At 73.8% G+C, this 12,828-nt stretch carries 13 protein-coding genes and 1 pseudogene; 7 read left to right on the top strand and 7 right to left on the bottom strand.

What is annotated here, in order from left to right:
• Nucleotides 1–100: 100 nt before the first annotated feature.
• Together Sdia_RS20260 and Sdia_RS20255 are read left to right on the top strand one after the other, a co-directional pair.
• Nucleotides 101–460: pseudogene (locus Sdia_RS20260) on the top strand (acyl-CoA desaturase); the annotation flags it as partial.
• A 108-nt stretch (nucleotides 461–568) separates the two neighbouring features.
• A complete protein-coding gene (locus Sdia_RS20255; protein WP_100453765.1) occupies nucleotides 569–751 on the top strand; it encodes a tail-anchor membrane protein in 183 nt (60 codons plus the stop codon).
• A 13-nt stretch (nucleotides 752–764) separates the two neighbouring features.
• Here the strand turns inward: Sdia_RS20255 and Sdia_RS20250 are convergent, their stop codons facing one another.
• A complete protein-coding gene (locus Sdia_RS20250; RefSeq protein WP_229830361.1) occupies nucleotides 765–2,246 on the bottom strand; it encodes a tannase/feruloyl esterase family alpha/beta hydrolase in 1,482 nt (493 codons plus the stop codon).
• Between the two features lie 126 nt (nucleotides 2,247–2,372).
• On the bottom strand, nucleotides 2,373–3,248 hold the full coding sequence (locus tag Sdia_RS20245) for a hypothetical protein (protein ID WP_115069312.1): 876 nt from the start codon (nucleotides 3,246–3,248) through the stop codon (nucleotides 2,373–2,375).
• A 241-nt stretch (nucleotides 3,249–3,489) separates the two neighbouring features.
• Here Sdia_RS20245 and Sdia_RS20240 point away from each other — a divergent pair, with 241 nt between their 5' ends.
• Nucleotides 3,490–4,416: an oxygenase MpaB family protein gene (locus tag Sdia_RS20240; RefSeq protein WP_100453767.1), complete on the top strand. Its 927-nt coding sequence runs from the start codon at nucleotides 3,490–3,492 to the stop codon at nucleotides 4,414–4,416.
• 13 nt (nucleotides 4,417–4,429) lie between these two features.
• Here the strand turns inward: Sdia_RS20240 and Sdia_RS20235 are convergent, their stop codons facing one another.
• Nucleotides 4,430–5,029, bottom strand: coding sequence for a class I SAM-dependent methyltransferase (locus Sdia_RS20235; RefSeq protein ID WP_100453768.1), 600 nt, complete (start codon nucleotides 5,027–5,029; stop codon nucleotides 4,430–4,432).
• A gap of 199 nt (nucleotides 5,030–5,228) precedes the next feature.
• Between Sdia_RS20235 and Sdia_RS20230 the strand changes: the two genes are divergently transcribed.
• On the top strand, nucleotides 5,229–5,807 hold the full coding sequence (locus Sdia_RS20230; RefSeq protein ID WP_100453769.1) for a GTP-binding protein: 579 nt from the start codon (nucleotides 5,229–5,231) through the stop codon (nucleotides 5,805–5,807).
• Between the two features lie 14 nt (nucleotides 5,808–5,821).
• Here the strand turns inward: Sdia_RS20230 and Sdia_RS20225 are convergent, their stop codons facing one another.
• A complete protein-coding gene (locus Sdia_RS20225; RefSeq protein ID WP_115069313.1) occupies nucleotides 5,822–6,250 on the bottom strand; it encodes a PPOX class F420-dependent oxidoreductase in 429 nt (142 codons plus the stop codon).
• 93 nt (nucleotides 6,251–6,343) lie between these two features.
• Here Sdia_RS20225 and Sdia_RS20220 point away from each other — a divergent pair, with 93 nt between their 5' ends.
• Together Sdia_RS20220 and Sdia_RS20215 are read left to right on the top strand one after the other, a co-directional pair.
• The gene (locus Sdia_RS20220) at nucleotides 6,344–6,763 is read left to right on the top strand and encodes a roadblock/LC7 domain-containing protein (RefSeq protein ID WP_100453771.1); all 420 of its coding nucleotides are present in this window, start codon (nucleotides 6,344–6,346) and stop codon (nucleotides 6,761–6,763) included.
• 110 nt (nucleotides 6,764–6,873) lie between these two features.
• On the top strand, nucleotides 6,874–7,905 hold the full coding sequence (locus Sdia_RS20215; protein WP_189499901.1) for a DUF6397 family protein: 1,032 nt from the start codon (nucleotides 6,874–6,876) through the stop codon (nucleotides 7,903–7,905).
• Here Sdia_RS20215 and Sdia_RS20210 read toward each other — a convergent pair.
• The 3 genes from Sdia_RS20210 to Sdia_RS20200 all read right to left on the bottom strand — a co-directional run bounded on the left by Sdia_RS20210 (nucleotide 7,875) and on the right by Sdia_RS20200 (nucleotide 11,894).
• Nucleotides 7,875–8,330 carry a tetratricopeptide repeat protein gene (locus Sdia_RS20210; protein ID WP_207205796.1) on the bottom strand — a complete coding sequence of 152 codons (456 nt, stop codon included), beginning with the start codon at nucleotides 8,328–8,330 and terminating at the stop codon, nucleotides 7,875–7,877. The genes Sdia_RS20215 and Sdia_RS20210 overlap by 31 nt on opposite strands.
• Nucleotides 8,331–8,404: 74 nt before the next feature.
• Nucleotides 8,405–9,277 (bottom strand): acyl-CoA thioesterase, encoded by an 873-nt coding sequence (locus tag Sdia_RS20205; protein ID WP_100453774.1) that lies wholly within the window; start codon nucleotides 9,275–9,277, stop codon nucleotides 8,405–8,407.
• Between the two features lie 43 nt (nucleotides 9,278–9,320).
• Nucleotides 9,321–11,894, bottom strand: a complete 2,574-nt coding sequence (locus tag Sdia_RS20200; protein ID WP_100453775.1) for a DEAD/DEAH box helicase — start codon at nucleotides 11,892–11,894, stop codon at nucleotides 9,321–9,323.
• 136 nt (nucleotides 11,895–12,030) lie between these two features.
• On the opposite strand from Sdia_RS20200, the gene Sdia_RS20195 reads away from it, so the two are divergent.
• The gene (locus Sdia_RS20195) at nucleotides 12,031–12,822 is read left to right on the top strand and encodes a metal-dependent hydrolase (protein ID WP_100453776.1); all 792 of its coding nucleotides are present in this window, start codon (nucleotides 12,031–12,033) and stop codon (nucleotides 12,820–12,822) included.
• The last annotated feature ends 6 nt before the right edge of the window (nucleotides 12,823–12,828 follow it).

Here is a 12,828-nt window from a genome sequence, read left to right as displayed (position 1 = left end):
TTGCTACTGAGCGGCCGAGGGTACCGCACCAGGACCGGCACGGCCTTCTGGCAACTGGTGATTCCGGCCACGTCTGCGATGTCGCCTTCGCCGCCCCCCCCAGGCCCTCTCCGGGCTCCGTCCCGGCCTTGCCTTCGCCCAACCGCGAGGGCAGGGAGATGACCGGCCCGGACGGCCCGCGCCGGGGCACCTGCGCCGCCAGGTGCTGACCGCCCGCACCATTGAGGGTGGCCCCGTCACCGACCGGTTCCTCGGCGGCCTCGACCACCAGATCGAGCACCGTCTCCTCGCCGGCACGCCCCGCCCCCACCTGCCGGCCTGCGCCCGGCCCGGCCCCTGGTCCGCGCCCGCTGCGCGCGGCTCGGCCTCCCCCACGCCGGGGTCGGGGGCGGCGGATTCCTGCCGACAGGTGCTCGCCCACCTCCGCGAAGTGGGGGAGGTACTGCGTTGCGCCGCCTGACCCCGCCGTGGCGCCTCAGGACGCGCGGACGAGCACACTGGAACCAGCGGCGCGGGCACCGCGTTGTCACCTCAGACGGCGGACCCCGCCACCGAGGAGGTCATCGACATGTCGACGAACACCAAGATCGCCGTGGGAGGGGTGGCGGTCGGCCTGCTCCTGCTGATCTGGCTGCCCTGGTGGGCGGCGCTCCTGATCGTGCTGGGCGTGCCGGCCGCCGCCTACCTCGCCCTCGACCCCTCCCAGCGCCGCCGGCTGCGCGACCGGCGGCGTCGCCAGCTCGGGCGCTGAGCGTCCCGCCGCCTCACCGCAGCGGACAGGAGTTCACCACGTCACCGCCGGCCGGCCGGGCCACGGTCCGGTCGGCCGGCGGCGGCGTGCCCCGCTCCACCCAGGCCGTCAGCGCGTCGAAGGCCGAGCGGTGGCACGGCAGGATCGGCCGCAGCCGGTCCGGGTGGCTGTCGTACAAGCCGTCGGTGTGGGTGCCCCCGGCCACCGTGTAGAAGCGGTGCAGCCGCCCGGCGCCGGCGCGGTCGGTCATCCGGCGGTAGACGGCCGAGTCGGCGGCGAGCGGCAGCAGGGTGTCCAGGTCGCCGTGGAGCGTCAGCAGCGGCTTGCCGATCCGGCCGGTCAGCGCCACCTTCCCCAGCGCCCGCCGCACCGAGGCCGGACGCCGCTCCAGGTGGTAGCGGGCGTCCGAGGCGCAGGGCGCCAGGATCTCCTCCACCGTCGAACCGGCCGAGGCACCGGGGCAGGCCGGGTCGTACGAGGGGTCGAACTCCGCCCGGTACGTCTTCTGCGTGACGCCCCAGTAGGCGGTGCGGTGGTACTCCCACAGGAACTCCGAGCCGCGCGCGAACCCGGCCCGGTACATGGCCCTGTCGTCGGCCGCGCCGATGCCGTGCGCCACCGCCGTCGGCAGCGAGGTCAGCAGGCTCGGCCCGTCGGCCGTCCACAGCGAACCCTCCCAGTCCACCCCGCCGTCGTACAGCTCCGGCCGGTTCTCCAGCTGCCAGCGGGTCAGGTAGCCGCCGTTGGAGAGGCCCGTGACGTAGGTGCGGCGCGGCGCCCTCCCGTACCGCTGGGCCATCACCTTCTTCGCCGCCCGGGTCAGCTCCGTCGTCCGCCGGTTCCACTCGGCCACCGCGTCACCGGGCCTCTTGCCGTCCTGGTGGAAGTCGACGGTGCTGTTGCCCTTGTCGGTCGCCGCGTACGCGTATCCGCGCGCCAGGACGTGGTCGGAGACGGCGGTGTCCGTCGCGTACTGCTTGCGGGTGCCGGGGGCGCCGGTCACCACCAGGCCGCCGTTCCACCGCTCGGGCAGCCGGATCACGAACTGCGCGTCGTGGTTCCAGCCGTGCGTGGTGTTGAACGTGGAGTCGTCCGGGAAGTAGCCGTCCACCTGACGCCCCGGCACCCCCGAGGGATTCCGTGTCCCCGCCGCCGTCAGCCCCGCCTGGTCCGCCATGTCCGTGTACGGGGTCCCGGCGAGCCCAGCCGTCGTCAGATCGGGCAGACACACCACCCGCTGGTGCTCGGCGCCGGGCACCGGCAGTCGCTCCGGCCCCGCGCATCCCGCGCCCCGCTCGGGGTCCGCCCCGGCCGCCGGGCCCGCCCCGGTCGCCGCGACGGCTGCCAGTGTGGTGGCCAGCAGGACCACGACGGGGCCGGGCGGGCGGGTGCGCGCGGGGGAGCGGAACCCTCGTGGGCCCTCCTCCCCGGCCAGGGGCCCGCCGTCCGCCGCCGACCGGGCCCCGGCCCGCTCCACCCTGCGAAGAAACCTCATGACATGCCTCCCGGGCAAGCACGTTCGGACGCTGTGAGCGCCTTATCGTGCGGCGGCCCCGGCAGCCCAGCCATGGGCCGGCACCACACCCGGGGGCCCGGCGCGGTGTGGTGGGGAGCCCGCGCCTCAGGTCTCCCGGGGCGCGAGCGCCGCCAGCCCTTCCAGCAGCGCCGGGAGCCGTGCGCCCCGGCCCACCGGAAGCACCTGGCCCGGCTCCTCGTCCAGCAGCACGTAGGCGATGTCGTCGGTGCGTGCCACCAGCGACCAGCCGGGCCCGTCGGCCCGCAGCGTCCTCGCCTCGCCGGAGGCGAAGGCCGAACGCACCCGGCCCGGCGGAGGCGGCGACGTGAGGTAGCCGTGCGCCTCACGCAACGCCCGGCGCACCCCGGGGTGCGCGTGTGCGGCCTCACCGCCGGCCGCCCCGTCCTCGCCGCCGTCCGCCCCTTCCGCGCCGGGCTCTGCCGGACCGGACCAGGTGAACTCCGAGGTGTCCGTCTCCTGGCGCCACTCGGCCCAGCGCAGCGCGATCTCGTCCGCCCCGAGCCGCCGCTGCGCCCCGCCCCACTGCCCGGCGTCTGGCGGGGCGAGCCTCGGCAGAGCCGCCAGCTCGGTGTCGGGCTCCGGGTCGTGCGGGGCGGGCACACCGGGCGTCCGCACCGCCAGTTCCAGGGGCCACCCCGGCAGGGCCGCCACCACGGTCTCCTCGCGTGGCGACAGGTCGTACTCCATGCCGCAGTCCCAGGCGGCGACGGCCACCGCGACCAGCGGCACGTCGTCCACCACGACCGTCCAGCGCGCCCCCGCGCCGTCCTGGCCCAGGACCAGGCCGTACCCGTCCGGCGCCGGGACCAGGCCCAGCGCCGCACAGGCCGCCGGGAAATCGTCACCGAGGACCCCGGGGAAACGACTCGGCGTCATCACCATCGCGGTCAGCACGTAGAGCGAGTCTTCGCCGGCCTCGGCCGCACCGCCGCGATGCCCGCCGCCCTCGACGTCCGCCATGACAGCTCCCCACGTCATCGGTCCCGCGTCCCGCGCCCGGGCGAGGCCCGGGCGCTGTCGTCGGCGCACCCTAACCAGTGGGTAACCCAGGCGTCGAGAGTCCCGCGGCCACCGTTCCCGGACGTTCACCGAACCCGGCGCGGGCCGCCGCCCGGCCGGTCCGGGGAGGCCGGAATGACACGGCGCCACCACCCGTGACGGACCGTAGAGTTGACGGGCCGACGACCGAAGGGGGCAGCCAGTGCAGCGTTACGACCGGCTCCGGCACATCCGTACGCTCGACCCGGAGAAGGACCACCTGGAGATCTACCGGCTCACCGCCACCCACGAGTTCCCCTGGGACTACGCCCGCGCCCTCGAACTCGCCCTCTACCGCACCTACGCCGTCCCCAGCATCGGCCGGCTCCTCGCCGAGACCGCCGAGCTGACCGAGCGCACCCAGAAGCGGTACGACGACACCGCGCTCCTCCTCGACGCCGTGGTCGAGCACGGCTTCGACCACGAGGAGAGCCGCACCGCGATCCGGCGCATCAACCGCATGCACCGCAGCTACGACATCAGCGACGACGACATGCGGTACGTGCTGTGCACCTTCGTCGTCGTCCCCAGACGCTGGATCGACCGGTACGGCTGGCGCCGCCTCTCCCGTCACGAGGCCGAGGCCGCCGCCGCGTACTACCGCACCCTCGGCCGCCACCTGGGCATCCGGGACGTCCCCGAGGACTACGCCGCCTTCGAGGAGTTCCTCGACTCCTACGAGCGGGACCACTTCGGCTGGGACGAGAAGGCCCGCACCGTCTCCGACGCCACCTTGGACCTGATGGCCTCCTGGTACCCGAGGCCACTCGCCCCGCTGCTGCGCACCGCCACCCTCGCCCTGCTCGACGCCCCGCTCCTCGACGCCTTCCGCTACGACCGTCCCGGCCCGCTCACCCGGCGTGTGGTCCGGGGCGCCGTCCGGCTGCGCGGCCGGGCGGTCCGGCTGATGGCCCCGCGCACCGAGCCGCACTACGCACGGCAGAACCCGGAGATCAAGGGGTACCCGGACGGCTACCGTGTCGCGGAGCTGGGCACCTTCCCGGTTCCCGGCGTCCGTGGCTGCCCCGTCCCGCACCAGTCCGCCCCGGCCGGTGACAGGGTGCCGGAGACGGCGGGCGAGGAGGGCTGACCGGGCCGGCCGGTCACCCCGCCCGCCCGGCCAGGACGAGGTGGCGCTCCGGCTCGTCCGCGTACGACCGGATGCGCCAGCCGTTCGCCTCCAGCAGCGCCGTGAGCGGTCCCTCGGCACGCAGGTCGTCCGGGGCGAGGGTGCGCCCCTGCCGCGCGGCGAGGGCGGCCCGGCCGATCGGGTGGAAGAGCGCCAGTGTGCCGCCGGGCCGCACCGCCCGCGCCCACTCGCGGACCCCGGCAGCGGGGTCCGCGAGGTGCGAGACCAGTCCCGCGGCGAACACCGCGTCCAGTGCGCCGGTGCGCAGCGGCAGCCGCCCGGCGTCCGCCAGCAGCAGCGCCCCGGCCTCCCGGCGGCCCGCCCGGGCCGCCTCGGCCAGCATCGCCTCGGTGAGGTCGGCGCCCAGCACCGTCCCCGACGGCCCGACGACCGCCCGCAGCGCGGGCAGCGCCCGGCCGGTGCCGCACCCGGCGTCCAGGACCGTGTCACCCGGACGGAGGCCGAGTGCCCCGGCGGCCGCCTCGTAGGCCGGGCCGTCACCCGCGAACCTGCGGTCCCAGCCGGCGGCGCGGGGCGTGAAGAACTCCCGTACGTGTGCGTGATCGTGGCTCATCCGCCCATGATCTCCCGTGCACGGGTGCACATCGGCTGTCCCGCGCTGATCGCGGGCCGACACACACGGTCCGTTCCCGGTAGTTTCCGAAACGCGCCCTCGCCGTGCGCCACCGGCGCGGCTAACGTCCCGGAGCCAGGGGAGCCCCGTGCCGACACCCTGGCCGGCGCGCTCGGACCACCCGGAGACGAGACCGCACATGAACGCATTCCAGCCCGCCGTCACCGGTGCCGGCGAGCCGCCCTTGACGCTGAAGATCGTCGTCGCGGGCGGCTGCGGGGCAGGCAAGACCACTCTCGTCGGCACGGTCAGCGAGACACGCCCGCTGCGCACCGAGGCTCCGGCGAGCGGCCCGCGTACCCGGCCGGCCGGTACGACGGTGGCCATGGACTACGGCCGGATCACCCTCAAGAACGGCCTGGCCCTCTGCCTCTTCGGCGCCCCCGCCCAGGACCGGTTCTCGTTCCTCGGGGACGATCTCGCGCGCGGTGCCCTGGGCGCGGTCGTCCTCGCCGACCCCCGCCGCCTGCCCGACTGCCTCCCCGCCGTCGACCACTTCGAGGACCGCGAGATTCCTCACGTCGTCGCCGTCAACTGCTTCGGCGGCGTCCGCGGCCACCACGGCGAGGACGCCGCCGAAGCCCTCGGCCTGGGCTCCCGCACCCCGGTCCTCCTCTGCGACGTCCGCGACCGAGCGGCCGTCAAGGGCGTCCTGGTCAGCCTGGTGGAGCACGCGGGGAGGCGGCACGCCGCCCGGCTGCGGACCGCCGTCGGGTGACCCGCCGCCGGAGGTCAGTCGGCCACGTCCGCGATCCCGGTGACCTTCTCCACCTCGACCCGCACCAGGAGTTCACCGGGCACCCCGTTGCGGGCGCCGAACTCCTCGGCCCTGTCCTCGCCCACGTAACGGGACGCGATGCGGGTCGCCCAGTGCAGCAGCTCCGCCGGGTCCTCACTCAGCCGGGCGCGCCCCTGGAGAACCACGAAGGAGAACGGCGGCCGTTCGTCGTCCACGCAGAGCGACACCCGGCCGTCCCGGGCCAGATTGCGGCCTTTCACCGTGGCCGCTCCCGTGTTGAACACCACGTCCCCGCCGTCCAGAACGAACCAGACCGGGGCGATATGGGGGCTCCCGTCCGCCCGTACCGTGGCCACTTTGGCGGTTCGCGTGCCTTCCGAGACGAATGCGCGCCATGCTGCTTCAGTCATCTTCTGAGCCATGTCCCCATCTTGCTTGCCCGGACGGCGGCAGTGGGGAAGGCTTGCGGACCAGATCCTCCGGGCAGGGGGACGGACACGGGGAGAGACCGGATCATGGCACAGAAAAAGGGACTCGGCTGGTTGCTGGACGACCTCACCCAGCGGGTGAGCTTCGTGCGGCACGCCCTCGTCCTCTCCAACGACGGCCTGGTCACCGGGGCCAGCAGCGACCTCGCCCGGGAGGACGCCGAGCACCTCGCGGCCGTCTCCTCCGGGCTGCACAGTCTCGCCAAGGGCTCCGGCCAGCACTTCCGGGCGGGCGCGGTCCGGCAGACGATGATCGAGTTCGACGACGCGGTCCTCTTCGTGACCGCCGCGGGTGACGGCAGTTGCCTGTGCGTCCTCAGCTCGGCCGACGCCGACCTCGGCCTGGTCGCCTACGAGATGACGCTCCTCGTCAACCGGGTGGGTGAGCACCTCGGCGTCGACGTGCGCATCCCGGAGAGCCGCCCAGGTGGGCTGCTCGGCCGCTGACCTGCGGTGATCCGCCGTACCTCGGAGTTGTCCACAGGCTCGGCGAGATCTCCGCGACGCGGTTACGGTTCTTCTCCAGGGCACGACACCGCTCACGGGGAGAACCGACCATGCCGTTTTCTGACCTTTCCTCAGCCGTTCCCGCGCCGCGCGCCGTTCCCGGGCCGGACGCCGCCCCCTGGAGCGCTCCGCCGGAGCCGGCCGGACCGGTCACGCTGAGCGCCGAGGCCGCCGCCCGGGCGCTCGGACTGCGGCAGAGCGAGGTGGAGACGGCCGTCGGGCTCGGCCTGCTGGCCACCACCCGCGGCACCGGGAGACCGGGGGAGCGGCCCAAGGTACCCGCCGGCGAGATCCGGCGGCTGCACGGCTCGCTCGACGGCCCCGACGGGCTGCGCGCCCAGGTCGCCACGACCGGCGCGCGCGACGGCGCCGCGCTGCTCGGCATCACCGAGGAACGCTTCGCGAAGCTGGCCCGACTCGGCCTGCTCGTCCCGGTCCGCTGCCGGCTCAACCGCTACCACTGCGTCGTCTGGCGCTACCTCGCCGAGGAACTCCGCACGGTCCGCCGCCACCAGGTCGTCCCTCTGACCGGGCAGCTCCCCGCGCCACTGCGCCGCCTGCTCGCCACCGGCGACGACGCCCGCCCCCGCAGCTGGCGCCGCAGGGTCCTGTCCCAGCGCCTCGACCGCGCCGGAACGGCCTGGGAACGGGCCGCCGCCGTGGCCGCCCTCCTGCCGCGCCCGCACCCCGCCGCGCTGCTCACCCCCGACGAACTGCGGCACCTCGAAGCCGTCCGCCCCCGCGCGCTCTTCGCCCGCGCCCGGAGCAGGACCGCCGAGCGTGTTCTGGAGCCGCTGACCCGGGCGCTCCCCGGCCCCGAGACCGAGCGGTACGCGGGCCAGTTCGCCGGACTGGTCGACGAGGCCCGCGCGACGGCGCACCCGGCACAGCACGCGGTCCGGCGCCCGCCGCGACCCGCCCGCCTCTGCGGACGCCCCGCTGGGAGCGTGCGCAGGCCCACACCGAACCGGCCGCCCCAGCCACCGGGCCCCGGCTCCACCGGGCCCGCCCGCAAGGACGGCCGGAGCCGGGCCCGGCAGACCCCGGCCGGTCAGGACAGGTCGTCCAGATCATCCGCGTAGTGCCGGATGGCCCGCCGGTACGCGGCGATCCCCGGATCGGCGCTGGTGTCCGCCAGCACCGCCAGGGCCAGCTCCAGAGCCTCCTTGGGCCGGCCGGCGCTGTACAGGGCCATGGCGAGGAAGGCGCGCAGCGCCGCGTCGTCCGGGAACTCCCTGACCCCGCCGCTCAGCGTCTCCACCGCCTCCTCGGCCCGGCCCAGCACGCGGTACGTCGAACCGAGGCCGAGCAGCGCCCCGCGCCGGTCGGCCTCGGCCAGCCCCGGCAGGGCGAGTGCACGCCGGTAGTGGGGGACCGCCTCCGCCTCCAGGCCGAGCACGTCGTGCACCCACGCCGTCTGGTAGGCGAGGCCGGCGTCCTCGGGATGGGCGGCGCAGAGCGGCAGAAGCAGCTCGCGCGCCTCCCGCGGGCGGCCCTCCTCGCGCAGCCGGACCGCGGCGAGGGCCTGCGCCGCCGGGCCGGGGGCGCGAGCGGGGACGTCCTCGGGCTGTTCGCCCGGGCTCACCGGGTGAGCTTCCGGAACAGACCCTCCTGGACGACCGAGACCAGCAGGTTGCCCTCGCGGTCGTGGATCCGGCCGCGGGCGAGTCCCCGGCCACCCGTGGCGACCGGGGACTCCTGGTCGTACAGGAACCACTCGTCGGCGCGGAAGGGACGGTGGAACCACATGGCGTGGTCCAGGGAGGCCATGTCGAAGCCGCGCGGGCCCCAGAGCGGCTCGACGGGGATGCGGACGGCGTCCAGCAGCGTCATGTCGCTGGCGTACGTCAGCGCGCAGGTGTGCACCAGCGGGTCGTCACCGAGCGGGCCGACGGTACGCATCCACACCGCGCTGCGCGGCTCGGCCCCCTCGATCTCCTCGGGCGACCAGCGCAACCGGTCCACGTACCGGATGTCGAACGGCTGACGGCGGGCCATCAGCTCCAGCGCCTCGGGCAGCTCGCCGAGGTGCTCGCGGACCTCCTCGGCGACGGTCGGCAGGGTCTCCGGGTCCGGCACGCTCCGGGCGGGCGGGAGCTGATGGGTGAAGCTCTCCTCCTCGGGCCTGTGGAAGGAGGCCGTCAGATTGAAGATCGTCCGGCCCCGCTGCACCGCGGTGACCCGGCGCGTGGTGAACGACCGGCCGTCGCGGACCCGCTCCACCTGGTAGACGATCGGCACCCCGGGCGTCCCCGGGCGCAGGAAGTAGGCGTGCAGCGAGTGGACCGGCCGGTCGCCCTCGGTGGTGCGCCCGGCCGCGACCAGCGCCTGCCCGGCGACCTGGCCGCCGAAAACGCGCTGAAGCGACTCCTGGGGGCTGCGCCCCCGGAAGATGTCGACCTCGATCCGCTCCAGGTCCAGCAGTTCCACCAGCTGCTCGGCTGCGTTCGTCATGTCCCGTCCCTCCCGTGTCCTCGGCCCGGTGGCCCGTGCGGCGTCACAGCCGGCCGACGTCGGTGACCCGGACCACGGCCCGGCCCTCCGCGTCGGAGGCGGCGAGGTCGACCTCCGCGCTGATGCCCCAGTCGCGGTCGCCGTTCGGGTCCTCGAAGGTCTGGCGGACCCGCCACAGCTCGTCCTCGGGCCGCTCCTCGATGAGCAGCAGCTTGGGGCCGCGCGCGTTCGGACCGGTACCGAGGTCGTCGTACTCGTCCCAGTACGCGTCCATCGCCTCGCCCCACCGCTCGGCGGTCCACCCCGCGTCGCCGTCCAGCTCTCCCAGCTCCGCGAGGTTGTCCAGGGCGGCCAGCTCCACACGGCGGAACATGGCGTTACGGACCAGCACCCGGAAGGCGCGGGCGTTGGCCGTCACCGGCTTGACCTGGTCCGCCTTCTCTCGCGCCTCCTCGGCCGTCATCTCCGCCGGGTTGGCGAGCTGCTCCCACTCGTCGAGCAGGCTGGAGTCGACCTGGCGTACCAACTCGCCCAGCCACGCCGTCAGATCCTCCAGGTCCTCCGACTTCAGGTCGTCGGGGACGGTGTGCTCCAGCGCCTTGTAGGCGCTCGCCAGGTAGCGCAGCACGATGCCCTCGGTCCGGGCCAGCTCGTAGAAGGAGACGTACTCCGTGAAGGAGAGCGCCCGCTCGTACATGTCGCGGATGACCGACTTCGGGGAGAGCGGGTGATCGCCGACCCACGGGTGGCTCTGCCGGTAGGTGTCGTAGGCGTGGAAGAGCAGCTCCTCCAGCGGCTTGGGATGGGAGACCTCCTGGAGCCGCTCCATGCGCTCCTCGTACTCCACCCCGTCGGCCTTCATGGCCGCGACCGCCTCGCCGCGCGCCTTGTTCTGCTGCGCGTGCAGGATCTGGCGCGGGTCGTCCAGCGTCGACTCGACCACCGAGACCATGTCCAGCGCGTACGACGGCGACTCCGGGTCGAGCAGGTCGAAGGCGGCCAGCGCGAAGGTGGAGAGCGGCTGGTTGAGTGCGAAGTCCTGCTGGAGGTCGACGGTGAGCCGGACGATGCGGCCCTCGGCGTCCGGCTCGTCCAGCTTCTCCACGATGCCGCCGTCGAGCAGCGAGCGGTAGATGGCGATGGCCCGCCGGATGTGGCGCAGCTGCTGCTTGCGCGGCTCGTGGTTGTCCTCCAGCAGGTGGCGCATCGCCTCGAAGGCGTTGCCCGGCCGGGCGATGACCGACAGCAGCATCGTGTGGGTGACCCGGAAGCGCGAGGTCAGCGGCTCCGGCTCGGAGGCGATCAGCTTCTCGAAGGTCTGCTCCGACCAGGCGACGAACCCCTCGGGTGCCTTCTTGCGGACCACCTTGCGCCGCTTCTTCGGGTCGTCACCGGCCTTGGCCAGCGCCTTCTCGTTCTCCACCACGTGCTCCGGCGCCTGCGCCACCACCAGCCCGGCGGTGTCGAAACCGGCCCGGCCCGCACGGCCCGCGATCTGGTGGAACTCACGGTTGCGCAGCACCCGCACCCGGGTGCCGTCGTACTTGGTGAGGGCGGTGAACAGCACCGTGCGGATCGGCACGTTGACGCCGACGCCCAGCGTGTCCGTCCCGCAGATCACCTTCAGCAGACCGGCCTGCGCCAGCCGCTCCACCAGCCGCCGGTACTTCGGCAGCATCCCCGCGTGGTGCACCCCGATGCCGTGCCGGACGTACCGCGAGAGGTTCCGGCCGAACTTCGTGGTGAAGCGGAAGTTGCCGATCAGCTCGGCGATGCGGTCCTTCTCCTCCCGCGTGCACATGTTGATGCTCATCAGCGCCTGTGCCCGCTCCACCGCCTGGGCCTGCGTGAAGTGCACGATGTAGACCGGCGCCTGCCGGGTGTCCAGCAGCTCGGTCAGCGTCTCGGTGAGCGCCGTCGTGCGGTACTCGTACGACAGCGGCACCGGGCGGGTCGCCGAGCGGACCACCGAGGTCGGGCGGCCGGTGCGGCGCGTCAGGTCCTTCTCGAACATCGCGACGTCGCCGAGGGTCGCCGACATCAGCACGAACTGCGCCTGTTCCAGCTCCAGCAGCGGGATCTGCCAGGCCCAGCCCCGGTCCTGCTCGGCGTAGAAGTGGAACTCGTCCATCACGACCTGGCCGACGTCGGCCGCGCGGCCGTCGCGCAGCGCGATGGAGGCGAGCACCTCGGCGGTGCAGCAGATCACCGGCGCGTCGGCGTTGACCGAGGCGTCGCCGGTCAGCATGCCGACGTTCTCGGTGCCGAAGAGTTTGCAGAGGTCGAAGAACTTCTCCGAGACCAGCGCTTTGATCGGCGCGGTGTAGAACGTCACCTTGTCCTGGGCCAGCGCCGCGAAGTGCGCGCCCGCCGCGACCAGGCTCTTGCCGGACCCGGTCGGCGTGGACACGATCACATTGGCCCCGGAGACCACCTCGATCAGCGCCTCCTCCTGGGCCGGATAGAGGGTGATGCCCCGTTCCTCGACCCAGGACGAGAAGGCGTCGAAGAGGGCATCGGGGTCGGCGTCCGGCGGCAGCTGATCGATAAGGGTCACGCCCCCATCTTGCCTTCCTTCCGTACCGATCACGGAATCGGACGACCGTGCGAAGATCATCGACGCTAAGGTGAACCGCCAACTGGGCAGCGAACGGAAGCGATCGGACCACCGGCGGCACCGGCGCGGCGAGCACCGCGCCCGCTGCCCGCGGGACGGCACACGGACAGCGGAAGCAAGGGGCGGGGACACAGCCATGATGGGACCGGCGCACTCACTGTCGGGAGCAGCGGCCTGGCTGGGCGTGGGAGCGCTCGCCACCGCGATGGGCCACACCATGCCGTGGCCGGTACTGGTCACCGGAGCGCTCATCTGCGCGGGCGCCGCCCTCGCCCCCGACCTCGACCACAAGTCGGCGACCATCTCCCGAGCCTTCGGCCCCATATCCCGCGGCCTCTGCGAGATCATCGACCGGCTCTCGGCAGCCGTCTACAAGTCCACCCGGGGCAAGGGCGACCCCCGGCGCAACGGCGGCCACCGCACGCTGACCCACACCTGGGTCTGGGCCGTGCTGATCGGCGCGGGCTCCTCGGCCGCCGCCGTGCTCGGCGGCCGGTGGGCGGTGCTCGCCCTTCTCTTCATCCACATGGTTCTCGCCGTCGAGGGCCTGCTCTGGCGGCAGGCGCGGGTCTCCAGCGACGTCCTGGTCTGGCTGCTGGGCGCCGCCGGGGCCTGGATCCTGGCAGGCATCCTGGACGAGCCGGGCAACGGCGCGGGATGGCTCTTCACCGAGCCCGGCCAGGAGTACCTGTGGCTGGGCCTGCCGATCATCCTCGGCGCCCTGGTGCACGACATCGGCGACGCCCTGACCGTCTCCGGCTGCCCGATCCTGTGGCCCATCCCCGTCGGCCGCCGCCGCTGGTACCCGGTCGGCCCGCCCAAGGCGATGCGGTTCAAGGCCGGCAGCTGGGTGGAGATCAAGGTCCTGATGCCGGCCTTCATGCTCCTCGGCGGGATAGGCGGGATCTCCGCCCTCAACCTCGTCTGAAGCGCG

This window comes from Streptomyces diastaticus subsp. diastaticus, from assembly GCF_011170125.1.
GTDB classification, from domain to species: domain Bacteria; phylum Actinomycetota; class Actinomycetes; order Streptomycetales; family Streptomycetaceae; genus Streptomyces; species Streptomyces diastaticus.
The sequence above is the reverse complement of the archived record's forward strand: the minus strand, read 5'-3'. Positions and strand labels throughout refer to the sequence as shown.

Bases quoted from the DNA above. Each gene is read 5' to 3' on its own strand.
- Sdia_RS20255 (WP_100453765.1), top strand. From the start codon at position 569: ATGTCGACGAACACCAAGATCGCCGTGGGAGGGGTGGCGGTCGGCCTG.
- Sdia_RS20250 (WP_229830361.1), bottom strand. From the start codon at position 2,246: ATGAGGTTTCTTCGCAGGGTGGAGCGGGCCGGGGCCCGGTCGGCGGCG.
- Sdia_RS20245 (WP_115069312.1), bottom strand. From the start codon at position 3,248: ATGGCGGACGTCGAGGGCGGCGGGCATCGCGGCGGTGCGGCCGAGGCC.
- Sdia_RS20235 (WP_100453768.1), bottom strand. From the start codon at position 5,029: ATGAGCCACGATCACGCACACGTACGGGAGTTCTTCACGCCCCGCGCC.
- Sdia_RS20230 (WP_100453769.1), top strand. From the start codon at position 5,229: ATGAACGCATTCCAGCCCGCCGTCACCGGTGCCGGCGAGCCGCCCTTG.
- Sdia_RS20225 (WP_115069313.1), bottom strand. From the start codon at position 6,250: ATGGCTCAGAAGATGACTGAAGCAGCATGGCGCGCATTCGTCTCGGAA.
- Sdia_RS20220 (WP_100453771.1), top strand. From the start codon at position 6,344: ATGGCACAGAAAAAGGGACTCGGCTGGTTGCTGGACGACCTCACCCAG.
- Sdia_RS20215 (WP_189499901.1), top strand. From the start codon at position 6,874: ATGCCGTTTTCTGACCTTTCCTCAGCCGTTCCCGCGCCGCGCGCCGTT.
- Sdia_RS20205 (WP_100453774.1), bottom strand. From the start codon at position 9,277: ATGACGAACGCAGCCGAGCAGCTGGTGGAACTGCTGGACCTGGAGCGG.
- Sdia_RS20200 (WP_100453775.1), bottom strand. From the start codon at position 11,894: ATGATCTTCGCACGGTCGTCCGATTCCGTGATCGGTACGGAAGGAAGG.
- Sdia_RS20195 (WP_100453776.1), top strand. From the start codon at position 12,031: ATGATGGGACCGGCGCACTCACTGTCGGGAGCAGCGGCCTGGCTGGGC.